Source organism: Chryseobacterium piscicola (genome assembly GCF_900156685.1).
Classification (GTDB): domain Bacteria; phylum Bacteroidota; class Bacteroidia; order Flavobacteriales; family Weeksellaceae; genus Chryseobacterium; species Chryseobacterium piscicola.
Genome location: NZ_FTOJ01000002.1, coordinates 243,606 through 268,052 on the forward strand (window position 1 = coordinate 243,606; position 24,447 = coordinate 268,052).

The window sequence follows — 24,447 nt, forward strand, 5'->3', positions numbered from 1 at the left end:
TTTCTAAATTGAAACTTACATGAAATTAAATATAATATCAATTTTTTGTGTTTCAGCAGTACTTTTCAGCTGTACTACAACCTCATCAACCACTCATCACACTTCTCAAAACAACTCCGTTTCGAGCAATATTTCAGACGAGCAGTTGATGGATAAAATTCAGAAAGATGCTTTGAAATATTTTTGGGATTACGCAGAACCCAATTCTATGTTGGGAAGAGAGCGCTACCACGAAGACAATATCTATCCGGATAACGATAAGCATGTCATCACAACTGGAGGCTCAGGATTTGGGTTGGCAACCATTTTAGTGGGTGTAGAAAGAGGGTATGTTTCAAGAAAAGAAGCCGTGAAAAGACTCACTGTAATGATGGATTTTCTTGCAAAAGCAGACCGTCATAAAGGCGCATGGCCACATTGGATCAACGGAGAAACAGGAAAAACTGTGCCTTTTGGGAAAAAAGACAACGGAGGAGACTTAGTAGAAACCGCTTTTTTGACCACAGGTATCATTCAGGTTCGTGAGTATTTCAAAAACGGAAATGCCGAAGAAAAAGCTCTAGCCAAAAAATGCGATGAACTTTGGAAAGGCATCCAATGGAATTGGTACACCAAAGCAGGCGAAAAAGTTCTATACTGGCATTGGTCACCAGAATATCAATGGGAAATGAATTTTCCTTTACAAGGTTACAACGAATGTTTAATTACTTACATCTTAGCCGCTTCATCACCAACCTTTTCCATAGATGCGGAAACTTATGAAAAAGGCTGGACTAGGAACGGAGCTTATCTTTCAGACAAAGAAAAATACGGACTTCCTATGTACGTAAAGCACAACGGAGCCGAAGAATATGGAGGACCACTTTTTTGGGCACACTATTCCTACATCGGCTTAGATCCTACCAATTTATCTGATAAATTAATCAAAAACTATTTCGATTTAAATAAAAATCAAGTCTTAATAGATTACAAATATTGCCTTGAAAATCCAAAAGGTTGGAAAGGATATGGCGAAAATTATTGGGGATTAACGGCGAGTTATTCTAGAAGTAAAGATGGAAATGTTGGTTATGATGCACACTTTCCACAAAACGATCACGGTGTCATTACGCCGACTGCAGCATTAAGCAGTTTTCCGTACACACCCAAACAATCGATGGATTTGCTGAGGTTTATCTATACTCAAAAACCTCAATTCATAGGCTCTGCAGGGCCTTACGATGCCACTTCAATTCATTACAATGATTGGACTACGCCACGATATTTGGCCATAGACCAAGGAACAATTGCTCCAATGATTGAAAACTACCGTACCGGATTTTTATGGAAATTATTCATGAACGCCCCAGAAATCAAACAGGGATTAAAAAAATTAAATTTCAAATCAGAAAAATATAACATAAAATAAAATTTACAAGTGTATAACCACACAACAAAAAAGCCAGAAGGAAACAGCCATTTGCCAAACGCTTTTTAGGAGCTTAATCCCGCTATCCGCTGTATCTTTTTCGTCACAGTCTCCACTTCGTTACGTCTGCAACAAAAAAGGATGCCGCTTCTATCGGGGCTAGTTAAAATTCTTCAACATAGAATTATTATCAATAGGAACGGATTTCATTCCGTTTAATAAAAAAATAAAATCAAACGGCTTTAGCCAAAACCTAAAGAAATATGAGTTTTAAAATAAAATACTTACCTCTTTTACTTCTTCCGCTTTCTCTAAGCCTAAACGCTCAGGAAATTAAAACCACACTCAACAAAGAAGTACAACGTACAGAAAAAATATCCTACATACTAGATTATCCTGCTAATGCAAAAGGAAAAGTTCCGTTGGTTGTTTTTCTGCATGGTTCAGGTGAAAGAGGAAACGATCTCGAAAAAGTAAAAGCACACAGTCCTTTTACCTATAAAAATTTAATCAAAGAACCTGTCGCAATTTTAGCACCACAATGCCCGGCAGATTCTTGGTGGGATACCGTTACAGTATATCATTTAATCAAAGAAATTCAGGCAAAATACAAAATAGATGACTCTAGAATTTATCTTACCGGTCTTTCAATGGGCGGTTGGGGAACGCTGAAATTAGCAATGGAGCATCCCGAAATGTTTGCGGCAGTAGTTTCTGTTTGTGCGCCTACAGATAGAGTGATGTACGCCAATATTCATCAATACAAAAATCTAAACATAAAGATCTTCCATGGCGGAATGGACGATGTCGTTTTACCTGAAAATGCATTTAATTTTTACCAAAAACTTCATCCCATCAATCCATCAGCAGAATTAACGATTTTCCCGAATGACAATCATAATTCTTGGGATTCCACTTATTCAAACCCAGCATTATACAAATGGATGTTGAGTAAAAGAAAATAGAAGTAATTGATTTTAATTGAATCATTTTATGATTGTCCGTTTTTATTCATAATGCTAAATTTTATCGCAAAACCACGCAAAGATTTTTTTACGAATCAACGTTTTTAAGCTAAACAAAAGACGTAAACTTAATAATGAAAACCAAAGATTTTTTAATTGTGATAAATTGTGGATATTCAAAAATCATTTAACAAAATTATTTAAGATTTTAAAAAGAATAATCAGTTAAATAAAAACAAAACAAAAATATAATTTAAGAAGATAGATATATGAAAAAGTTAATTGTAATCGCCACTTTGGCACTTGCGCCCATGTTTTCGGCACAAGAAATGGTCACGAAGCCCGTACAGTCTTATCAGACGGCGCAGTATCAGGCTAAGAAAAAAGCTTTTGTTGATGCTCTTTTGGCTAAAATGACTTTAGATGAAAAAATCGGACAGCTCAATTTACCAAGCTCAGGCGATTTTACAACAGGTTTGGCAAAAAGCTCAGATATTGGTAAAAAAGTAGAACAGGGATTAGTCGGTGGACTTTTCAATATAAAAGGTGCTGATAAAATTAAAGCCGTACAAAAAGTAGCGGTAGAAAACAGCCGACTAAAAATTCCTTTGATCTTCGGGATGGATGTCATTCACGGTTATGAAACGACATTCCCGATTCCATTAGGTTTAGCAGCTTCTTGGGATATGAGCTTAGTTCAGCAGTCTGCAAGAGTTGCCGCAAGAGAAGCCGCAGCAGACGGAATCAACTGGACGTTTTCTCCAATGGTAGATATTTCACGTGAACCACGTTGGGGAAGGGTTTCTGAAGGTTCTGGTGAAGATCCGTATTTAGGAAGTGAAGTCGCAAAAAATATGGTATATGGTTACCAAGGAAAGGATTTGGCAAACGGAACCAATATTTTGGCGTGTGTAAAACATTTTGCACTGTACGGAGCTGGTGAAGCGGGTAGAGATTACAATACAGTTGATATGAGCCATGTGAGAATGTTCAACGAATATTTCCCTCCTTACAAAGCGGCAGTTGATGCCGGTGTAGCTTCTGTAATGGCTTCTTTCAATGAAGTGGACGGAGTTCCAGCCACAGGAAGCAGGTGGTTACAGACGGAAGTATTGAGAAATGAGTGGAAATTCAAAGGTTTTGTAGTTACAGATTATACTGGGATCAATGAGATGGTAGACCACGGAATGGGGGACCTTCAGCAGGTTTCTGTATTGGCTTTAAAAGCGGGTGTTGATATGGATATGGTAGGTGAAGGATTTTTAACAACACTTAAAAAATCTTTATCTGAAGGAAAAGTAACACAAGCTGAAATTGATTTAGCAGCCAAAAGAATTCTTGAAGCGAAATATGATTTAGGTTTATTCGATAATCCATACAAACATGGCGATGCAAAGTTGGCTGCAAAGGAAGTTTACAGCATAGAAAACCGAAATATTGCAAGAAATGCAGCTGCTCAATCAATGGTTTTAATGAAAAATGAAAATCAGGTTTTACCATTGAAAAAGGCTGGAACTGTTGCTGTAATTGGCCCACTGGTAAACAACTCAATGAATATGGCAGGAACTTGGAGTGTGGCTACAAAGCACGCTGTTTCTGTTAATTTGATGCAAGGCCTTCAGGCAAATTATGGTAAAGATGTGAAATTCCTTTCTGCGAAAGGCGCAAACATTGATTACGATGCTAAATTAGAAGATATTTATGCTGCTCATGGTAAGAAAACCGACAGAGACAATCGTTCAAAAGAAGAGTTGCTAAAAGAAGCGGTTGACATTGCCAACAAAGCAGATGTTATTGTTTTAGCTATCGGAGAATCTGCCGAAATGAGCGGAGAATCTTCTTCAAGAACTGAAATTACCATTCCTCAATCTCAAGTAGATCTGTTGAATGAACTCAAAAAGACCGGAAAACCCATTGCAATGGTACTTTTCACAGGCCGTCCTTTGGCTTTAACCAATGTAAAAGATACTCCTGATGCTATTTTGAATGCTTGGTTTGCCGGTTCAGAAGCTGGAAATGCCATTGCAGATGTTTTGTTTGGAAAAGTAAATCCTTCAGGAAAATTGCCGATGACTTTCCCGAGAAGTCTTGGGCAGGTTCCTATTTATTATAATGCTAAAAATACAGGTCGTCCATTAGACCAAAAATTGGTAGATAAATGTGAGTACCAAAGATTCCGTTCAAATTATATGGATGAATGTAATACACCATTATATCCCTTTGGATATGGTTTGAGCTATACTAAATTCAACTATTCTGATGTAACTGTTTCTAATGCCAATCCAAAAGGAAATCAAACAGTTCAGGCTTCGGTTACAGTTACCAATTCTGGAAATTATGATGGGGCAGAAGTTGTACAGTTGTACATAAGAGATTGGGTAGGAACAATCACAAGACCGGTGAAAGAACTGAAAGGTTTCCAAAAAGTGATGCTTAAAAAAGGGGAATCTAAAAAAGTAACTTTTGATATCACTCCTGAAAATCTGAAATTCTATAATGGAGATTTGAAATTTGACTGGGAACCTGGGGAATTTGAAATCATGATTGGTACCAATTCTGAAGAAGTAAAACATTCAAAAATAAATTGGACGAAATAATAATTCCATAAAGCCATTCGAAAGAGTGGCTTTTTTCATGGGTAAAGAGTGGTTTTTACCTCAAACTGCCTCACGATCTCTACATAATGAAAAGCGCAAAGTTGTGATAATCTTTGCGAAGCATAATGTACTGACGTTATTTTCTAGTTCAACATCCACCATATTTTCAGAATTTTTATTTCAGATAAAAAAACTGAATGATAAATATGTAAAAGTGAATGCTTATAAGAGAAATGATTCTGTCGGAAAGTCAATGTTTTTGGTCTTTATACTAGATAGTTAGGTAATAAATGTGTTTGTAATCTCTTTTATGATCCAGCTTCCATCTTTTTGTTTTTCAAGTAAATATCCAAAACCAATTCCAAAAACTGAGTCACGATAAATGGTTTCTATATAAACAAAATTATCATTAAAATATATAGGATTTGAAAATTGATACAACTTTTTTTGCCTATCAATATCTTGTTTATGAGCTATTTGGATGTTTGAATTTATCTTAGTATCAATATTTAAGGAATCAAAGATGTATACGTTCTGTTTTAATAAATTTAATGAGTCAGATTTTCTGTTTCTAAATTTACTTCCTTTCAAATCTAATAAACGAATAATGTTTTTATTGAAAAATGAAGGTGGTCCTGGCTCTTCACCTAAGATCTCTTTTTGACTTGGAACATAGATTTTTAATTTCTTAAGTTCAGGATTTATTAAAAATTGATGATTCTTATTAAAGTTGTTTCTTTTGGATTCATTTTTCAAAACACTATACAATATCTTGTTTAATTCTACTTTCTCATCTTTTTCTTTCTTAGAACAGCCGATGATAATAAGGGAAATGATGACGAAGAAAATTTTATTCATTTCAAAATGTTAGCTAATAAAATTACATATAAAACTTGAAAAAATAAATTTTAAAAAAAAATCTGCCTCCAAAAGAAGCAGATTTATATAATTTAAAAGAAAAAAATCTTAGTTATTCGTCACCGAAAGTTTCACTTCAATATTATTTCTTGTCGCATTAGAATACGGACAAATCTGATGAGCTTTTTCTGTCAACGACTGAGCTTCTTCAATGGAAACTCCTGGAATATTCACATCTAATTCTGCAGCCAGACCAAAACCACCATCCTCATTTTGTCCGATGCTTACTTTTGCAGCAACCGAAGTTTCTCCGGTTTCAATTTTAGATTTACTGATGATTAAATTTAATGCACTGTCAAAACAAGCTGCATATCCTGCTGCGAAAAGCATTTCAGGATTGGTGAAATCGTCATTCGCTCCACCTAATCCTTTTGGCATTCTTACTTCAAGATCCAAAACTCCGTTATCACTTTTTACCTGTCCGTTTCTTCCGCCTTTTGCGGTAACGTTGGTTGTATATAATGTTTTCATTTATTTTTGAATTTTATTTAAAATTTTCTGAACTGTTTCTTTCAATTCCATAAGGTCTTCTGTTGAAAGATTGAGTTTTTCCTGCATTTTAGAAGGAATTTTGCAGGCCTCCTGCTGTAGTTTTTTACCTCCTTCATCCAGAAAAACTTCAACCACTCTTTCATCTTCTTTTTTTCTTTTTCGGTTGATAAAGCCTTTTGCTTCAAGCCTTTTCAGAAGGGGTGTTAAAGTTCCGCTGTCGAGGTAAAGTTTTTCGCCGATTTGATTTACAGTCAATCCATCCTTTTCCCAAAGTACCATCATCACAAGATATTGCGGATAGGTGATACCAATCTCATCCAGAAACGGGCGGTACAAACCGGTAATTTCTTTAGAAATAACGTAAAGCGGAAAACAAAGTTGATTTCCTAATTGGGGAGTTTGTTGATTTTCCATAATTCAGGTATGAATTTGAGATGAAAATATTATTTTCTGATGATAAATTCTTCCATCGGAATTCTTACTTTCTTCATGTGAGAAAGATAGTCGTTTTCGATGTCTCTGTAACCAAGATATAAAAGTGTTACACTTTTAAGTCCTAATTGTCTCAGTCCTAAAATTTCATCTACCACATCATTGCTGAAACCTTCTGCCGGAGTAGAATCTACCTTTAATTCTGCTGCTTGAGCCATTGCCAAACCAAGAGCAATATACGTTTGTCTTGCGGTATGTGCAAAATGCTCTTCAGGAGTTTGAGCTCCGTAGATTTCCTTAATTTTATCTGTATAACTGCTGAATCTTCCTCGTGGTAAATCTCTTACATCGGTGTGATGATCGTACACTTTATCAATTTTTTCGTTGGAATAACTGTCCCACGCTGCAAATACCAAAACCTGAGAACAATCTCTCATCACTTCCGGGTTCAAAGCACCTTTTACCATTTTTTCCTTTAATTCCTGATTTTCCACCACAATTACACGGAAAGGTTGTAATCCTGATGAAGTAGGAGCTAACCTTGCAGCTTCTAAAATTTTGTTTACATCTTCTTCAGATACTTTTTTTGTTGAATCGTATGCTTTTACAGCATGTCTCCAGTTTAAATCTTCTATTAACGACATTGTTTATTTTTTTTATTAATTAAATATTTGATTCTAAAAATGGTTTGAATCGAAATAACTAGGCAAAGATACAAAACAATTAAATTGCGCGCAATTTAATTTCGCGAAATATATTTTAGATGAAATCTATAATTTTTATTTTGTAATGTTAATCAAAAAATAATCCATTGTAAACGTACAATGGATTATTAATCTTTGTGATGGTATGCAATAAGTAAACAATTGCAAAACCTTTATATTTCGGGGTTAAGTCTACGCTTTTGTTATCTTAAAAACGATATATTACCAAAATTCTTTGTTTGAAATTGCGTTAAATTGAACAGTATGAAGAATAGCGTATATTAATTTATAATACAATATTACATCTGCCAAAAAATTAAGTTTTAGGTATTAACCAATTCTGCCCCAAAAACATCTACAAAATGCTTTTGGATTTTCATTTTAATATCTTCCATTTCTTCAGCAGTCAAATCTCTTTCCAGTTCTCTTTTCAAAGAAGTTACCTGTTTATCTTTGATTCCACAAGGGATAATGTATTCAAAATAACGCATATCTGTGTTGACGTTGAACGCAAAACCGTGCAAAGTTACCCAGCGTGAAGCTTTTACGCCCATAGCGCAGATTTTTCTGGCGTAAGGTTTTCCTACATCAAGCCAAACTCCTGTTTCTCCTGGCGAACGTTCGCCTTTTAAACCAAATTCAGCCATCGTTCGAATAATCACTTCTTCTAGATTTCGCATGTATAAATGTATATCCGTGAAGAAGTTTTCGAGATCTAAGATAGGGTAGCCCACAATTTGCCCGAAACCGTGATAGGTAATGTCTCCACCACGGTTTACTTTTACAAAGGTGGCTTCTATTTCTTTTAATTTATCAATTCCCGCCAACATATTTTCTTCATGTCCGCTTTTCCCTAAAGTATACACATGAGGATGTTCTACCAAAAGAAAGTGATTGGAAGTAGTAATGTGTTGTTCAGCAGGTAGATCGCGGTTTTTTATTTTAGTATCAATAATGTCTTTCATCAGTTTTTCCTGATAATCCCAAGATGTTTGATAATCTTTTACGCCAAGATCTTCAAATTTTACTACTTTATTCTGATTTGTATTCATGTGTGGATGTCGATTTTCTTGTAATGATATAGAATCCCGATTTCATACCATTTTATAGACTTACAAATTTAGTAAATTTAATTTTTTACGGAATGAATAAAATCTTTGGCTTTAATCTTCCAATCTTTATTTTGTAAAAGAATATTTACGAATGCCGTCCCAATAATTCCGCCGTCTGCTTTTTCAGTAACGTTTTCAAAATCTTCTTTCGATTTGATGCCAAAACCGATCATAATTGGGTTGATCAATGGAAGAGAGGCTAATTTTGATAGGTAATCTTCATTTTTTAATACTGCATTTTCTTTTCCTGTGGTAGAAGAAGAACTTACAGCGTATAAAAATCCGGAACTTAAAGAATCGAGATGAAAAATTCTTTCTTCTGAAGTTTCAGGTGTAATCAGAAAAGTGAAGTTTAGATTATACTGTTTTAATATTTTCTGGTAATTTTTCTCGAATTCAATTGGTGGTAAATCGGGAATAATTAATCCTGAAACGCCGCTCTCAGAACATTCTTTGCAAAATTTTTCAAATCCGAAACTCAAAACAGGGTTGATGTATCCCATCAAGATAATTGGAATTTTGACTTCGTTTTTTACTGATTTCAATTGAAGAAAAAGTTTTTCAATGGTCATCCCGTTTTGAAGAGCAAGCTCATGCGCTTTTTGAATAACCGGTCCGTCTGCAACAGGATCAGAATAAGGCATCCCGATTTCTATCATATCGGCTCCGGAATCCTGAATGAGTTTTATAATTTCTGTTGTTTCTTCCAGTTGAGGAATTCCTGCAGTGAAGTATATATTTAGTTTTTTCATTTTTTTTTTTAAGGTAGATTTTTAAGGTTAGATTTTAGAGTTTTGATTCATTTAAATAGCAATTTCTAACATCTAATATCTAATTTCTCTTAAATAAGTTTCCATATCCTTATCGCCACGACCGCTGAGGCAAATCACCACTACATCATTTTCATTAAATTTCTTTTTATCTAAAACAGATAATGCATGAGCACTTTCTAGAGCGGGAATAATTCCTTCTAATTTCGTCAGTTCAAAAGCCGATTGTAATGCTTCATCATCATTAATACTAAAAAATTCAGCACGGTTTTCTCTAAACAAATTTGCATGAAAAGGTCCTATACCGGGATAATCTAGCCCTGCAGATATAGAATGTGGCTCAATAACCTGTCCGTCATTTGTTTGCATTACGAGACTTTTGCTTCCGTGCAAAACGCCTAAAGTTCCCAAAAATGTAGTAGCAGCAGATTTTCCAGATTCCACACCGAAACCGCCTGCTTCTGCGGCAATTATTTTTACGTCTTCTTCATCTACAAAATGATAAAAAGTACCGGCAGCATTGCTTCCACCGCCAACGCAGGCAATGACGTAATCGGGATTTTCTCTCCCGATTTGCTCATGAAGCTGTTCTTTAATCTCCTTTGAAATAACACTTTGAAATCTCGCTACCAAATCCGGAAAAGGATGAGGTCCTACAACGCTTCCGATGACGTAATGAGTGGTGGTTGAGTTGTTAATCCAGTCTCTTAAAGCTTCATTTACAGCGTCTTTTAATGTTTTTGAACCTGAAGTTGCCGGAATTACTGTTGCACCCAACATTTTCATTCGTCCCACATTAGGAGCTTGTCTTGCAATATCTACTTCGCCCATGTAAACAATGCATTCCAAACCTAGCAATGCACACGCTGTTGCGGTTGCCACACCGTGTTGTCCGGCTCCTGTTTCGGCGATTATTCTATGTTTACCCAAACGTTTTGCCAGTAAAACCTGTCCTAAAGCATTGTTTATTTTGTGCGCTCCTGTGTGATTTAAATCTTCCCTTTTTAGATAAATTTGAGTATTGTATTTTTTACTTAAATTTTTGGAAAAATAGAGAGGGGTGGCGCGGCCAACATAGTTTTTAAGTAAATTTTGATATTCATCTTGAAATTCATCAGAATCAATGATTTTAAGATAATTGTTTTGTAGTTCTTCTACGTTCGGATACAGCATTTCAGGAACGAAAGCTCCGCCAAATTCGCCGTAATATCCGTTTTGATCTGGGTTTTTATAATTTTTCATATAATTTTTTTATTTTTTCTACATCTTTAGTTCCTGGTTCTGTTTCAAATTTTGAATTAACGTCTAATGCAAATGGTTGTGGAATTAACTTATTAGTTTCGCCAACATTTTCTAAAGAAATCCCGCCGCTTAGAAAATAAGCCTTATTAATTTTTAACTGAGTTAAAATTTTCCAGTCGAAAGTATTTCCTGTTCCACCAAAAGCTTTGGAATCGGTGTCGAATAGGAGATAGTTGTTGGTTATTGGTTGTTGATTGATGGTATTTTGTAGTTCTTCAATGGTTTGATTTCCAATTCTAAATACTTTAATAATCTTTATATTTTCACTTAAACTTTGCCTTAACCTTACAATGTATTCTTCATTTTCGTCTCCGTGAAGTTGAATTAAATTTAAATCTGCTTTTTCTGAAATATCAACAATGTTTTTTATTGTTTCGTTTACAAAAACTCCCACTTTTCCACTATGATTTATTTTTGAAATATCATCCAAAGTCAAATGATTTAAAACAAATCTTGGCGATTTTTCATAAAATATGAAACCTAGAAAATCAATTTTTAATGCCACTAATTCACGAATCTGGCTCAGTTGGGTTAAACCGCAGACTTTAAGTTGCGATTGGCTTTTGGCTTCTTGCTTTTGGTACTCTGTCATTGTTTAACAAACTGTTATATCGTTACATTGGAAATGAATTCTCTAAATTTATTTCCCGGGTTTTCATTTTTCATAAAATATTCTCCCATCAAAAATCCGTTGAAACCTTTTTCTTTTAAAAATTTGAAATCTTCTTCACTGTAAATTCCACTTTCTGCGATGGATAAAATATCATACGGAAGCAGATTTTTCAGATTCACAGAATGTTGAAGATCGACTTTGAAATCTTTTAAATTTCGGTTGTTGATTCCCACAAAATCAATGTTTTTGTTGATGTGTGCAAGCTCTTCCTCGGTATGGATTTCTAATAAAACTTCCAAGTCTAATTGGTGAGCAAGATCTGTAAATTCAGAAACCTGATTGGGCGAAAGACAAGCTGCAATCAATAAAATAACATCTGCACCCATGCTTTTTGCTTCAAAAAACTGATATTCATCCATCATAAAATCTTTTCGCAAAATGGGAATGTTCACAGATTTTCTTACACTCAGAATATCATTAAAACTTCCTCCGAAAAAATCATGATCCGTCAAAATAGAAACAGCACTTGCCCCGAATTTTTCGTATTCTGAAACAACTTCCAAAGGAGAAACCTGATCGTTAATAATTCCTTTTGAAGGCGACTGTCTTTTGAATTCGGCGATAATTCCGGATTTTGACGCTATGGTTTCTTTCAAAGAATATGTTTTTTTACCGAAAAATTCAGAATCTTTCAGTTGTTGAAGAGAAATTTTAGATTTTGAATCTTTTACTTCCTGCTTTTTTCTTTCGATAATGGTATCTAAAATGTTCATTTTGTTAAAATGTGATTTTGACTTTTTAAATAAAATCTATGTATTGGGATTTTTTTGCAAATTTTAAAACTGAATTTCTATTGATAACGACATTGCGACCCGGCTTGAGCGGAACTCCTTTTGCGAAGCAAAAGAGTGGGAGCGGAAGACGGAAATTGTCGCCATAAAAAATCTAATTAATTAAATTATTCAGACTCAGCAATGCTTTTCCGCTTTCCAGACTTTCCTGAGCAAGATGTAGACAATCTTCATATTTTCCGAATTTTTTTGTGTGGTAAAGAGCAACAGCAGCATTGGCAATAACAACCGCGTTTTGCTCAAATGTTCCGTTTCCTTCTAAAATAGCTTTGAAAATTTTAGCAGATTCGTAAGCTGTTTCTCCAGCGGCAATACTTTGGGGATCTAAAGTATTGTATCCTAAGTCTTGTGAGGTGTAAATTTCCTCACTGTTTTTTGTGATGATTTTGCTGTCGCCCGTTAAACTTATTTCGTCATAACCATCCAATCCGTGTACAATAGTAAATTCACGGTTGTCTTTTTGAAGCAAGTACTGATAAATTCTCGCAATTTCTAAATTGTAGACACCGATTACAGAAAACTTGGGTTTAGCAGGATTTACCAAAGGTCCCAGAAGATTGAAAAAAGTACGTAAGCCTAAAGACCTTCTTAAAGCACCCACAGAAAGTAAAGCAGGATGAAAATGAGGAGCATGCAAAAAACAAATGTTTGCTTTCTCTAAATCCTGATTTAATTGTTGCGAATCTTTTTTGAACTCATAACCTAGAGCTTCCAAAACATTGGATGAGCCTGTGATTGTAGAAGCTCCATAATTCCCATGTTTGGTCACTTTTTGTCCGGCACCTGCGATTACAAAACTTGCTAAGGTTGATATATTGATGGTGTTTTTTCCGTCACCGCCTGTTCCTACAATATCGAGTGCATCGCTTGCATCAATCTCTACATGCACGGCCATTGTGAGCAAAGCTTCGCGGAAACCTTCTAATTCTTCTAAAGTAATGTTTCGCATCAGGAAAACGCTTATAAAAGCGGTAACTTCTGCAGAGTTGAATCTGTTTTGAGCAATCTCAATCATAATCGCTTTTGCTTCCGATTTTGATAACGTGTGATGATTGAAAAGGTATTCTAAGATTTCTTTCATGATTGTTGATTTAATTCAATAAAAAATTTCGGATAATCACTTCTCCTTCTGGAGTTAAAATGCTTTCCGGATGAAACTGAACTCCGTGTACATCATAAGTTTTATGTTGTAAAGCCATGATCATTCCATCATTATCAATTGCGGTTATTTCTAATTCGTCTGGGAAGTTTTCGTTATTCACAGCCCAACTGTGGTATCTTCCAACCTCGATTTCTTCAGACAGGTTTTTAAAAAGTTTTGTATTTTCTTTGATAGTTTTGGAAATTGTAGCCACGCCATGAAAAATTTCAGAAAGATTAATCAGATTTCCGCCAAAGGCTTCAGCAATTGCTTGTTGACCGAGGCAAACTCCGAGGATACTTTTTGTAGGAGCATATTTTTTAATTAAATCCAATAAAATTCCTGCTTCCTCTGGAATTCCGGGTCCTGGTGACAGAATAATTTTGTCGTATTTCTCTATTTCTTTTAACGAAATTTCGTCATTACGATAAACATCTACTTTTTTACCTGTAATCTTCTCAATCATCTGAACGAGATTGTAAGTGAAACTATCGTAGTTGTCTAAAACTAATATTTTGGTTTTATATAATGTATTGGTATTCATTTATTTAATTGTAAGTGCTTTAAAATATTTGGTGATATTGTTTTGTTGTAAATAATGGATTGTAAGTCTTTTATCCATTTTCTTTCATCTGATTATTTAACCAATTTTTCTGCTTTCTCTACTGCTTTTTTCAAAGCATTCAGCTTATTGTTTACTTCTTCCAATTCGTTTTGGGGAGTAGATTTTGCTACTAATCCTGCTCCTGCCTGATAAAATAAAGTGTTGTTTTTACTCAGAAAAGTTCTGATCATGATTGCCTGATTGCAGTCGCCATTCAGGCCAACCATCCCGATGCAGCCACCATAATAGCCGCGCGAATCTTTTTCGTATTCGTTAATCAATTCAAGAGCTTTGTATTTTGGTGCTCCGCTTAAAGTTCCTTGCGGAAAAGTGGCAGAAACAACATCAAAAGGATTGGTATTTTCTTCCATATCAGCAACTACTTCACTAACCATGTGAATAACGTGAGAAAAAAGCTGAATTTCTTTCAATTTCGTCACAGCAACATTTTTTCCTAATTTTCCTAAATCATTTCTTGCCAAATCAACCAACATTGTGTGCTCGGCATTTTCTTTAGGATCTTTTTTTAATGCTTCTGCAGACTGTAAATCTGTTTCAAAATCACCGCTTCTTTTAAAAGTGCCTGCAATGGGATGAATAATCGCTTTTTTATTCTTAATAATCAGCTGGCTTTCAGGGCTAGAACCAAACAATTTGTAATTTCCATAGTCAAAAAAGAATAAATAAGGAGACGGGTTGATATTTCTTAAAGCACGGTAAACATTAAATTCATCTCCTTTAAATTTCTGTTCAAATCTTCTGCTTAGAACCAATTGAAAAACATCACCTCTTCTGCAATGTTTTTGAGCTTTTTCTACCAATTCCAGATATTCTTCGTTGGTGAGATTTGAGGTTTCATAACCATCTTTTTCGAATGGATAAACGAGTGTGTTTTTATTTTTAATCAAATCTTGTAATAGGCGCATTTCAGATTTTACACCATCTATTTGATTTTCTATAAAATGCATTTCATCATTAAAATGATTGATGGCAATTACATATTGATAAAGTCTATAACGCAAAATAGGGATTTCAACTTCTTTGCTTTGAGATTTAAAACGAATGTTTTCAAAAAGGGGTACAGCCTCAAAACTGGTGTACCCAAAAAGGCTTTGCGCTGTTTCTTCTATAGGATCATTTGTTTTTTCACAAACGAAAGCTTTAGAAAAATGATGGAGCAGATCAGTAACTTTTATGTTTTCTAAAGTCTTTTTTTCAGGATTTTCATTAGGGAATTTTACTTCAAACTCGTTTAGGTTTTTGATTTCAATTCCTGCAATAGCATTAATGGCAATAAAAGAAAAATTATTATCGATATTCTTGCTGTCTGAGCTTTCAAGAAGAATAGTGTCTCGGAATTTATCCCTTATCTGAAGATAAATATTCATCGGTGTCTGAAGATCTCCCAATGATTTTCTGGATGTGGTTTTTATATGAATTTTGTTACTAAACATTTTATATTTTTTTTGATTTTTGACATAAAAAAAGACTTCAACGAAATCGTCAAAGTCTATATATTTTCTATAATATTCCAGCTGTAAAATTAACAACAAGACAATAGCTTCAGACCCGACGAAGAGTTTGAGTGCCACCACCAATTTTTGTTAATAGAATTATTCATGCCACAAATGTAAAACTTTTTTTAATATCATAAATAAAAAAAACAAGAAAAATGAAAATTTATTTTTCTTTATAGTAAGTTTAAATATAACGTAAAAAACGTTTAAAACTCTTATTTGAACAATTATTTTTATATTTTTGTGACCGAAATTCTTAAATGATGGAATCATAAAAAGATGTCATTTTGAAATTATTAAAAAATAAATAGTTAGATATGAAAAAAGTATTGGCAATCGCATTTATCGGAGGTTTATTAATGGCAAGTTGCTCAAAAAAAGCTGATCATTCTTTGCAAGATAGCAACACTATGATGGAAGAACCAGCTGTACCAACTGTACCTGCAGATTCTACAAAAAAAGATGCTACAACGGCTCCTGCGGCAACTCCCGCACCTGCAAAGACAGATTCTATGACAACAGCTAAATAATGAAAAAATTAATTGTAATAGGAATGGTAAGTTTTCTTGCCATTTCTTGTTCTAAAAAAGAAATGTCTCAACCAAAGTCTACAGACCCTAGCGATGTAGCAACTTCAGTTGTATCTAATGCTTCTGGGCAAACGATGATTGAAACTTCTGATTGTTTGGCATGTCATAGTATTGACGAAAAAATGATTGGTCCCTCATACAAAGAAATTGCGGCAAAATATTCTGAAAAAGATATTGAAATTCTGGCTTCGAAAATTATAGAAGGAGGAAGCGGTGTTTGGGGTGATGTTCCGATGCAGGCGCATCCTCAGTTTTCAAAAGAAGACGCCAAGAAAATGGTGGAATACATTCTCAAACAGAAGAAATAATTAATGACAGAAAAATCAAACCTGCACCCCAGAAATCTTCATAGAAATCCTTATGATTTTGATCAATTGATTTCTTGTGTGCCAGAATTGAAGCATTATGTTTTTAAAAATTCTTATGGAAATCTAACCATCAATTTCAGCATTCCGAAAGCCGTAAAACTGCTCAATAAAGCTTTGTTGCATCATTTTTATCAGGTCAAAAGCTGGGATATTCCCAACGAGAATCTTTGTCCGCCAATTCCCGGACGTGCAGATTACATTCATTACATTGCCGATTTATTGGCGGGAAATTCAAAAGTAATCCCGAAAGATTCATCCGTAAAAGGTTTAGATATAGGAACTGGAGCCAATCTTGTCTATCCGCTGATTGCTCATCAATCTTATGGCTGGGAAATGTTAGGAACAGATATCGATCAGAAATCTTTAGACAATGCCCAAAAGATTTTGGATGAAAATCCTACTATTTCTGAAAATATTCAGTTGAAATTACAGACTGATTCTCAGTATATCTTTAAAAATATTCTTAATTCTCAGGATAAATTCACGTTTTCCATGTGCAATCCACCATTTCATGATTCTGAGGAATCTGCGATCAAAGGAAATTTAAGAAAAACAAAAAATCTTCATAAATCCAAAATTCAAAAACCCAATCTCAATTTCGGCGGACAGCAGGCTGAATTGTGGTGTGAAGGTGGCGAAATCGCTTTTATCTCAAAAATGATTGAGGAAAGCGTTTTGTATTCTTCTCAGATTCTCTGGTTTACGTGTCTGGTTTCCAAAAAAGAAAATCTATTTAAACTGACTTCACTTTTAAAGAAAATAGACGCTCTCGAAGTGAAAATAATCGATATGGCGCAGGGTCAGAAGGTTAGCAGAATTTTAGCATGGACTTTCATTCCTAAAAACAGGAGAAATAGTTTAGGATAAAATATTGTTGGGGTTTTAAACCATTAAAATTGAATTAGATTATTCGCTGTTTGTCATCATTTGTTTTTTACTACAAAGCGCACTAAGAATATCACAAAGAACACAACATTTTTTGTACCATGTGAAAATCTTTGTGCTCGTTATGGTAAAGAGAAATAGCACAAATTTTTTATAGATTTCAAAGCACTAACAATCAGTAGATTGAATTAAACAATTGTGAAAAATGATAATGTGAAAACGCTTCAATAGGCGAAGCTTGACATCTCTAATATTTGATACTTTTCAATATAGTCTCAGGCTGAGCTTGTTGAAGCCCTTATGATTCAAAATAAATAGACATACTTACTTAAAAACTCTTCAACAATTAGTAAAATCTTAATAGCTAATGTACTAATTGTTGACTGTATAATTTGCGATAAAATTTAACTTCCATAAACCCTTAAATTTCCTTATTTTTGCAATTCGAAAAAATTGAATTATAATGCAATTATCAGAACAGGAAATCATTAGAAGAGAAAAGCTGACTAAGCTTGTTGAAATGGGAATCAACGCATTCCCGGCAGAAGAATACACGGTTACAGATACTACAGAGTCTATAAAACAGAATTTTTCTGAAAGTAAACAGGTGAAGATTGCGGGCAGATTGATGTCTCGCCGTATTCAGGGTAAGGCTTCTTTTGCTGAATTGCAGGATTCTACAGGTAAAATTCAGGTGTATTTTAACCGTGACGAAATCTGTACTGGAGAAGACAAAACTTTATACAACGACGTTTACAAGCACTTATTAGACATCGGTGATATTATCGGTATAGAAGGAGATTTGTTTACAACTCAGGTGGGAGAAAAGACGGTTTTGGTTAAAAATTTTACGTTGCTTACCAAAGCATTGCGTCCGCTACCACAAGCAAAAACAGATGAAAATGGAGTAGTACACGATGCGTTCAACGATCCGGAAATGAGATACAGACAGCGTTATGTAGACTTAACGGTGAATCCGCAAGTGAAAGAAATTTTCGTGAAAAGAACAAAACTGTTCAATGCAATGAGAACTTTTTTCAATGAAGCAGGCTATTTTGAAGTGGAAACGCCAATTTTGCAGTCAATTCCTGGTGGAGCTGCTGCAAGACCGTTTATTACGCATCACAATGCTTTAGACATTCCTTTATATTTAAGAATCGCAAACGAATTGTATTTGAAAAGATTGATCGTTGGTGGATTTGATGGCGTTTATGAATTCTCTAAAAACTTCAGAAATGAAGGGATGGACAGAACCCATAATCCAGAATTTACCGCAATGGAAATTTATGTAGCCTACAAAGATTACAACTGGATGATGGATTTCACCGAGAAATTACTTGAATTCTGTGCAACTTCCGTCAATGGAAATTCAGAATCAACTTTCGGAGAGCATACAATCAGCTGGAAAGCACCTTATCCAAGAGTTTCTATGACCGAAGCTATCTTGAAATATACAGGTTTTGACATCACTGGAAAGTCTGAACAGGAATTGTTTGATTTTGCTAAATCTATCGGAATCGAAGTGAATGAAACGATGGGTAAAGGAAAATTAATCGACGAAATTTTTGGCGAAAAGTGTGAAGGAAACTTTATTCAGCCTACTTTCATTACCGATTATCCAATAGAAATGTCGCCTTTAACCAAAAAACACCGAAGCAAAGAAGGTTTAACGGAGCGTTTTGAATTGATGGTTTGCGGAAAAGAAATCGCCAATGCTTATTCAGAATTAAATGACCCAATTGACCAAAGAGAACGTTTTGAAGAGCAACTAAAATTAGCTGAAAAAGGTGATGATGAAGCAACAGGGTTTATAGACGAAGACTTCTTAAGAGCTTTGGAATACGGAATGCCGCCAACTTCAGGTTTAGGAATAGGAATGGACAGGCTGATTATGTTTTTAACCAATAATCCATCAATTCAGGAAGTGTTATTCTTCCCGCAAATGAGACCTGAAAAAACAGTTCCTCAGATTGAGTTGGGAGAAGATGAGCATTTGATTCTTGATATTTTGAAATCAGGCGAGCAAATTGCTTTAGCCGAAGTGAAAACTTTAAGTAAACTTTCAGGAAAAAAATGGGATAAAGCTTCTAAAACTTTAACGAAAGGGAACTTAGTAAAAGTTGAAAAAATTGATGAAAATGTTTGGATGAAGTTGGTTTAGAATGATATAAAATAGAAATAATAAAGAGCAGACCAAAATAGTCTGCTCTTTTCATTGGTGTGTGAAAAAAAAATATTATTTTTGAAAATAATAAAACACACTTGAATAATGAAAAAAATAATTACGGCAATTCTTGTCTGCAATCTTGCTTATTCTTATGCACAGATTACTCTTACTAAAGATTTAAGTTTCGGGAATAATGGGATTGTACAAATCACTACGCCTAATCAATTCCTGATGGTGAAAGATCGTGATATTGATAAGAAGTCAATGTTTCAGGGAGATAAAATTTTTGTAAGCTATCCTTATGGAGACCCATTAAACGGAATTCCTACTTCTACAAGATATATTAAGCTCAATTATAACGGAACTACCGATAATACTTTTGGAAATAATGGCGAAATATCTGTTCCTGAATTAGAATCTTATTATTTTCATTCGCAAAATGATTTTTTTTATTTGCTTTCAGGAAATAAGTTCCTTTCAAATGGTCAAATAGATTCTTCTTTTGGAAACAACGGAATGTTGACAACAGGAAACTGGTATTATAAGTTTGTGCTTCCTGACGGAAAAATTATTTCAAGAAATGATGCAGAAGTTCAGAGGTTTCTTTCAAATGGTAACGCAGATTCATCTTTTGGTACCAATGGTGTTGTTAATTTAAACTCTTCTGTACATAATTCTTATTACAACTTCGGGCATTTGTTTTTCTATAAAGATAATGATGTGTACGAAAATGTAACCTCTGTAGGAGAAGTTTCTAAGATGAGAAAAATAAATCTGAATACCGGAAATTTAGATTTATCATACGGCGAAAATGGATATGCGCAGATACGATATTCTAACAGTTCAAATTTTAATTTTTACAGCGGAAGTGTAGTAGTAGACGATCAGAATAATATTTTTGTGAATAAGTTTGATGATCTTGAGGGGAACTGTCAATTAACAAAGACCAATTCCTTAGGCAATTTAGATTCCGCTTTCGGAACAAATGGAGTTATAGAATTTGATAATTCATTTACCTATAATGGAGAAGATTATCTGGGTGGAGAGCGCAGACCTCTTCTATACGAAAATATAATATTGGTGTCTTCAGAGTTTGAAACAGCCGGTGTTGGTAAAATAGGAATAAGAGGATTTTATACATCTGGAAATCCTGTAATGATTAACAATGATTACTTCTACCCATTATCTGATGTAACTTACACTCATCCGGAATATTTGCGAATGATTGTGAAAGACAATTATTTGTATGTTTTTTTTGATAATAAAATTGCAAGGTATATTTTTGCTCAGTCTACATTGGCTACGAATGCTATCTCACAAAATGGAAATTCATTAAATTTAAATAATCCCTTCAAAGATGAATTAAATTTAAACACCAATGAAAAAATAAAATCAGTTGAAATTTATGAAGAAACAGGACGTTCAGTGTTAAAAGCAAATGCTACAAAAAACATCAATACTTCAATGCTGAAAAAAGGAGTTTATTTTATTAAAATCATTACAGAACAAAATCAAATAATTTCCAAGAAAGGAATCAAAAATTAAAATCTAAATAAAAAAAATCCTTTGAAGCAGGATTTTTTTATTGTTCAGTATAAACTATAAAATGATATTTCTCCGTTGTAAGAAAAACTGAAATTATGAAACTTATTTTTTTATTTATATTCTTTTCATTTTACAGTCTGAACTGCGGGCAAATGCTTTCTTCTATCTATTTTAAAAATAACAGCCATGAGCTTGATCAGGAATCTAAAAACAAGTTGGATAGTTTAGCCCAACTAAAAAACAATCTCACGTTCAGAATTTTTGGGAATGCCAATCCTTTGGGAAATGAAAATTTAAATAAAACCCTTTCTGATCAACGGGCAAAAACAGCCAGAGAATATCTGAAAAAGCGAATGGGTAACAATATTAAACTTTCAAGCTCAATTGGTTTAGGAATTACGAAACAGATCAATGACAACAGCACCGAGATTTTACAGGCAAAAAACCGTCGTGTAGATATTTTTATTGAAAAAACTTTGGCTGAAGGCGAAAAGATCTCGCGGAAACAATATCCCAGTTTTTTTGATATGAAAATTGAAATAATGAAAGTGAAAGACACATTCTCGCTTCCTGATGTTAATTTTGTCGGCGGTCGTCATATTTGGCTTCCCAATGCAAAACCGAGATTATATCAACTGCTTAAAATTTTGAAACAAAACCCAACTATTGAAGTCGAGTTGCAAGGTCATATTTGCTGTGATTATGAAAATTTTGATGGGGAAGATCAAGATTTGGGAACATACAATCTTTCCTTTACCAGGGCAGATTCTATAAAAGAGTTTTTGGTGAAAATGGGTGTTGATATCCAACGGATTAAGGCAGAAGGTCTCGGTCATCTCAATCCGGTCGTTTACCCTGAATTTACAGAAGGCGACCGAATCAAGAACCGTAGAGTAGAATTGGTTTTAACTAAAAAATAGCTTTAATATTTTCCTTTTGCTTTTGTAAAAGAAAACATCAGATAAAACAAAAACGGAAGGATGAAAATTGAGCCTAAAACAAGCGCCCAACCTAAGGTAGAAATAGTTTTTTCGGGTGCGATGTGTTTTAATAAAGAAAGATGCTGTCCGTTTCCTAATAAAATAATATCAGGATTGTGCTGATACGTTGCTGCTACAAGAATCATGATAATTTGAAAACCAGCTAAAGCTCTTACTGGAAGAAATTTTCGGTTATGCATTGCTCTTAAAATTAAACCTAATGCAACGGTTGCAAAAGAAATAGACATCACACCCAATGGTTTAGAAAAAATCCATCTTGCTAAAGGAATATCAGAAAAGTAAGCAGCAGAAAAGACCAACAATCCTGTTACGACTACAAAAATCATGGTTTGATGTGATTTTTTAATCATTAAACCTAATTCTAATCTGTCGATGGTTTCCCGTAAAGAAAAAATGGATGCTAAATAAGCGCAAAGAGAGACGGTAAATAATCCCACAGCAACTCCAAACCAATTGAGCCAGCTAAAAACATACAAATCTAAAAAATTATTAGCATCAGGATTGATGGTTTGGGAAATAGTAGCAGCGGCTATTAAGCCTAAGAAAAATGGCGTTAAAAGACTCGCATAGTAGAAAATCTGTGTGTAAATTAGCTGCCACCGATCTTCCACTGCATCATAATGTCTGAAAGTAAATGCTGTTCCTCTCGCAATAATTCCTACCAGCATCAAAACCAGAGGAATATGAAGATAGGTTGCCATTGTGGTATAAATTTCAGGAAAACCTACAAATAGAATGACAATCGCAATGATCAACCACATGTGATTGGCTTCCCAAACAGGAGCAATAGATTCGTACATAATTTTTTCGGTGTACTTTTTGTTTTTCTTTTTGGTTATTAATTCTACGATTCCCGCTCCGAAATCTGCACCACCCAAAATCACATAAAGACATACGGAAAGCCATAGAAAACCAATTACAACGTAGATCATGATTTTTTGTTTTTAGAGTTAAACTGTGCATCTGTAGGATCGTAAAGTTTGGGAACCATTTGTATTTGTCTTCTTAAAAGGAAGATGATGATTAATGATAACGAAATAAAAATAGCCGTAAAAAAATAAAACGAATACTGTATTCCCGGCATAGGAGTAACGGCGTCTGCAGTTCTCATAATTCCGTAAATAATCCAAGGTTGTCTGCCAACTTCAGTTACCGTCCAGCCTGCTTCTAAAGCAATATATCCTAAAGGTGTTGCAAAAAGAAATGTTTTCAGCAGCCAGTTTTTGTTCAGCCATTCTTTTTTGAAAAAGAAGGCGTAGAGATAAAGACTTCCAATGCAGATCATCACCACGCCAAAGAAAATCATAATCTGAAAAGCGTAATGTACAACTGCTACAGGTGGCCACTCATCTTTTGGGAAATCATTGAGGCCTTTTATTTCTGCGTTAAAATCATTAGTGGCTAAAAAGCTTAAAACTTTTGGTATTTTTAAAGCATAATTAATTTCTCCCTTTTCTTCATCAGGAATTCCTCCAATCACAAAAGCTGCGCCTTTTTCAGTTTCAAAATGCGCTTCCATTGCTGCCAATTTTATAGGTTGTCTTTCTGCAACAGATTTTGCTGCAACATCACCGCTTAAAGGAGCACCAAACGCACCAATCATGGCAAAAGCAGCAGCAATTCTAAACGCTTTGGTATGGAATTCTACATTCTTTTTTTTCATAATTAAAAAAGCGTGCACTCCTGCAACCGCAAATCCAGTGGCACAAAAAGCAGCTACTGTCATGTGTAAAGCCTGTGGAAACCACGCTTCATTAAACATTGCTTTTATGGGATCAATATTGACGTATTCTCCATTAATATAATCAAATCCGGTAGGTGAATTCATCCACACATTTGCCGCAACGACTAAAATTCCTGATGCTAAACCGCTTAAACCAACCAAAAATCCACAAAACCAATGAAACCATTTATTAAATTTATCCCAACCGTAAAGAAAAAATCCGATAGCGATGGCTTCAATAAAAAATGCCGTTCCCTCGAGAGAAAAAGGCATTCCGAAAATGGGACCTGCGTGTTTCATAAATCCTGGCCAAAGAAGTCCTAATTCAAAGGAGAGCATCGTTCCAGAAACTGCTCCGGTGGCAAATAAAATCGCAACTCCTTTGCTCCATGCTTGGGTAAGACCTTTATAAATTTCGTTGCCTGTTTTCAGATATTTCCAGTGGGCAAATGCCATGAGGAACGGCATTACCATTCCTACACAGGCAAATATGATGTGAAAGCCTAATGAGAGTGCCATTTGGGCTCTTGCAGCTATGAAATCATCCATAATATTAATTTTTCAGTTGAAAGTTACGGATAAAACTAGGGTAGTTTAATATGATTTAAAACATTACAATGATTTGATTTAAGCTTTGTAACTTTATTGTTTTTTACTTTCTAAAACCACTCAAAGATGAATATAAAATCTCATATTTTTAAGGTGTAAATTACTTTCATAACTCGAAAAAAATCACGATATT

Annotated in this window: 23 protein-coding genes; 9 read left to right on the forward strand and 14 right to left on the reverse strand. The window is 34.5% G+C overall.

The window, feature by feature from the left end; genetic code table 11:
* Nucleotides 1–19: 19 nt before the first annotated feature.
* From BW939_RS05100 to bglX, 3 genes are all read left to right on the forward strand, one after another.
* Nucleotides 20–1,408 carry a glucoamylase family protein gene (locus tag BW939_RS05100; protein WP_076450498.1) on the forward strand — a complete coding sequence of 463 codons (1,389 nt, stop codon included), beginning with the start codon at nt 20–22 and terminating at the stop codon, nt 1,406–1,408.
* Nucleotides 1,409–1,671: 263 nt separating this feature from the next.
* The gene (locus BW939_RS05105) at nt 1,672–2,373 is read left to right on the forward strand and encodes a carboxylesterase family protein (RefSeq protein ID WP_076450500.1); all 702 of its coding nucleotides are present in this window, start codon (nt 1,672–1,674) and stop codon (nt 2,371–2,373) included.
* A gap of 269 nt (nt 2,374–2,642) precedes the next feature.
* A complete protein-coding gene (gene bglX, locus BW939_RS05110) occupies nt 2,643–4,970 on the forward strand; it encodes a beta-glucosidase BglX (RefSeq protein ID WP_076450501.1) in 2,328 nt (775 codons plus the stop codon).
* Nucleotides 4,971–5,249: 279 nt separating this feature from the next.
* On the opposite strand, the gene BW939_RS05120 is transcribed toward bglX, so the two are convergent.
* The 12 genes from BW939_RS05120 to BW939_RS05175 form a co-directional block, all read right to left on the reverse strand.
* Nucleotides 5,250–5,828, reverse strand: a complete 579-nt coding sequence (locus BW939_RS05120; protein WP_076450505.1) for a hypothetical protein — start codon at nt 5,826–5,828, stop codon at nt 5,250–5,252.
* Between the two features lie 108 nt (nt 5,829–5,936).
* Complete coding sequence (locus BW939_RS05125) at nt 5,937–6,359, reverse strand: organic hydroperoxide resistance protein (RefSeq protein WP_076450507.1); 423 nt, start codon at nt 6,357–6,359, stop codon at nt 5,937–5,939.
* Nucleotides 6,360–6,794 (reverse strand): MarR family winged helix-turn-helix transcriptional regulator, encoded by a 435-nt coding sequence (locus BW939_RS05130; protein ID WP_076450508.1) that lies wholly within the window; start codon nt 6,792–6,794, stop codon nt 6,360–6,362.
* A gap of 29 nt (nt 6,795–6,823) precedes the next feature.
* Entirely contained in the window at nt 6,824–7,456 is a 633-nt protein-coding gene (locus tag BW939_RS05135) for an NAD(P)H-dependent oxidoreductase (RefSeq protein WP_076450510.1), read from the reverse strand.
* 383 nt (nt 7,457–7,839) lie between these two features.
* A complete protein-coding gene (lipB, locus tag BW939_RS05140) occupies nt 7,840–8,568 on the reverse strand; it encodes a lipoyl(octanoyl) transferase LipB (protein WP_076450511.1) in 729 nt (242 codons plus the stop codon).
* 77 nt (nt 8,569–8,645) lie between these two features.
* Nucleotides 8,646–9,380 (reverse strand): tryptophan synthase subunit alpha, encoded by a 735-nt coding sequence (trpA, locus tag BW939_RS05145; RefSeq protein WP_076450513.1) that lies wholly within the window; start codon nt 9,378–9,380, stop codon nt 8,646–8,648.
* 72 nt (nt 9,381–9,452) lie between these two features.
* Nucleotides 9,453–10,640, reverse strand: coding sequence for a tryptophan synthase subunit beta (gene trpB, locus BW939_RS05150; protein ID WP_076450515.1), 1,188 nt, complete (start codon nt 10,638–10,640; stop codon nt 9,453–9,455).
* Nucleotides 10,627–11,292 (reverse strand): phosphoribosylanthranilate isomerase, encoded by a 666-nt coding sequence (locus BW939_RS05155; protein WP_076450516.1) that lies wholly within the window; start codon nt 11,290–11,292, stop codon nt 10,627–10,629. Before BW939_RS05155 ends, trpB begins: the two co-directional genes overlap by 14 nt.
* A 14-nt stretch (nt 11,293–11,306) precedes the next feature.
* Complete coding sequence (trpC, locus tag BW939_RS05160) at nt 11,307–12,086, reverse strand: indole-3-glycerol phosphate synthase TrpC (protein WP_076450518.1); 780 nt, start codon at nt 12,084–12,086, stop codon at nt 11,307–11,309.
* Between the two features lie 172 nt (nt 12,087–12,258).
* On the reverse strand, nt 12,259–13,245 hold the full coding sequence (gene trpD / locus BW939_RS05165; protein ID WP_076450519.1) for an anthranilate phosphoribosyltransferase: 987 nt from the start codon (nt 13,243–13,245) through the stop codon (nt 12,259–12,261).
* A 10-nt stretch (nt 13,246–13,255) separates the two neighbouring features.
* On the reverse strand, nt 13,256–13,849 hold the full coding sequence (locus tag BW939_RS05170) for an anthranilate synthase component II (protein WP_076450521.1): 594 nt from the start codon (nt 13,847–13,849) through the stop codon (nt 13,256–13,258).
* Nucleotides 13,850–13,941: 92 nt separating this feature from the next.
* Nucleotides 13,942–15,363, reverse strand: coding sequence for an anthranilate synthase component I family protein (locus tag BW939_RS05175; protein WP_076450836.1), 1,422 nt, complete (start codon nt 15,361–15,363; stop codon nt 13,942–13,944).
* A gap of 380 nt (nt 15,364–15,743) precedes the next feature.
* Between BW939_RS05175 and BW939_RS05180 the strand changes: the two genes are divergently transcribed.
* The 6 genes from BW939_RS05180 to BW939_RS05205 all read left to right on the forward strand — a co-directional run bounded on the left by BW939_RS05180 (nt 15,744) and on the right by BW939_RS05205 (nt 21,901).
* Nucleotides 15,744–15,956 carry a hypothetical protein gene (locus tag BW939_RS05180; protein WP_076450523.1) on the forward strand — a complete coding sequence of 71 codons (213 nt, stop codon included), beginning with the start codon at nt 15,744–15,746 and terminating at the stop codon, nt 15,954–15,956.
* Entirely contained in the window at nt 15,956–16,324 is a 369-nt protein-coding gene (locus BW939_RS05185; RefSeq protein ID WP_076450524.1) for a c-type cytochrome, read from the forward strand. Before BW939_RS05180 ends, BW939_RS05185 begins: the two co-directional genes overlap by 1 nt.
* Before the next feature lie 3 nt (nt 16,325–16,327).
* Nucleotides 16,328–17,251 carry a 23S rRNA (adenine(1618)-N(6))-methyltransferase RlmF gene (gene rlmF / locus BW939_RS05190; RefSeq protein ID WP_076450526.1) on the forward strand — a complete coding sequence of 308 codons (924 nt, stop codon included), beginning with the start codon at nt 16,328–16,330 and terminating at the stop codon, nt 17,249–17,251.
* A 481-nt stretch (nt 17,252–17,732) separates the two neighbouring features.
* Nucleotides 17,733–19,430, forward strand: a complete 1,698-nt coding sequence (lysS, locus tag BW939_RS05195) for a lysine--tRNA ligase (protein ID WP_076450527.1) — start codon at nt 17,733–17,735, stop codon at nt 19,428–19,430.
* Nucleotides 19,431–19,538: 108 nt separating this feature from the next.
* Nucleotides 19,539–20,981 (forward strand): T9SS type A sorting domain-containing protein, encoded by a 1,443-nt coding sequence (locus BW939_RS05200; RefSeq protein WP_076450529.1) that lies wholly within the window; start codon nt 19,539–19,541, stop codon nt 20,979–20,981.
* Nucleotides 20,982–21,076: 95 nt separating this feature from the next.
* Nucleotides 21,077–21,901, forward strand: a complete 825-nt coding sequence (locus BW939_RS05205; RefSeq protein ID WP_084566603.1) for an OmpA family protein — start codon at nt 21,077–21,079, stop codon at nt 21,899–21,901.
* Between the two features lie 2 nt (nt 21,902–21,903).
* On the opposite strand, the gene BW939_RS05210 is transcribed toward BW939_RS05205, so the two are convergent.
* Both BW939_RS05210 and BW939_RS05215 read right to left on the reverse strand, forming a co-directional pair.
* Nucleotides 21,904–22,914 carry a cytochrome d ubiquinol oxidase subunit II gene (locus BW939_RS05210; RefSeq protein WP_076450532.1) on the reverse strand — a complete coding sequence of 337 codons (1,011 nt, stop codon included), beginning with the start codon at nt 22,912–22,914 and terminating at the stop codon, nt 21,904–21,906.
* Nucleotides 22,911–24,254 carry a cytochrome ubiquinol oxidase subunit I gene (locus BW939_RS05215; RefSeq protein ID WP_076450533.1) on the reverse strand — a complete coding sequence of 448 codons (1,344 nt, stop codon included), beginning with the start codon at nt 24,252–24,254 and terminating at the stop codon, nt 22,911–22,913. Before BW939_RS05215 ends, BW939_RS05210 begins: the two co-directional genes overlap by 4 nt.
* Nucleotides 24,255–24,447 lie beyond the last annotated feature (193 nt).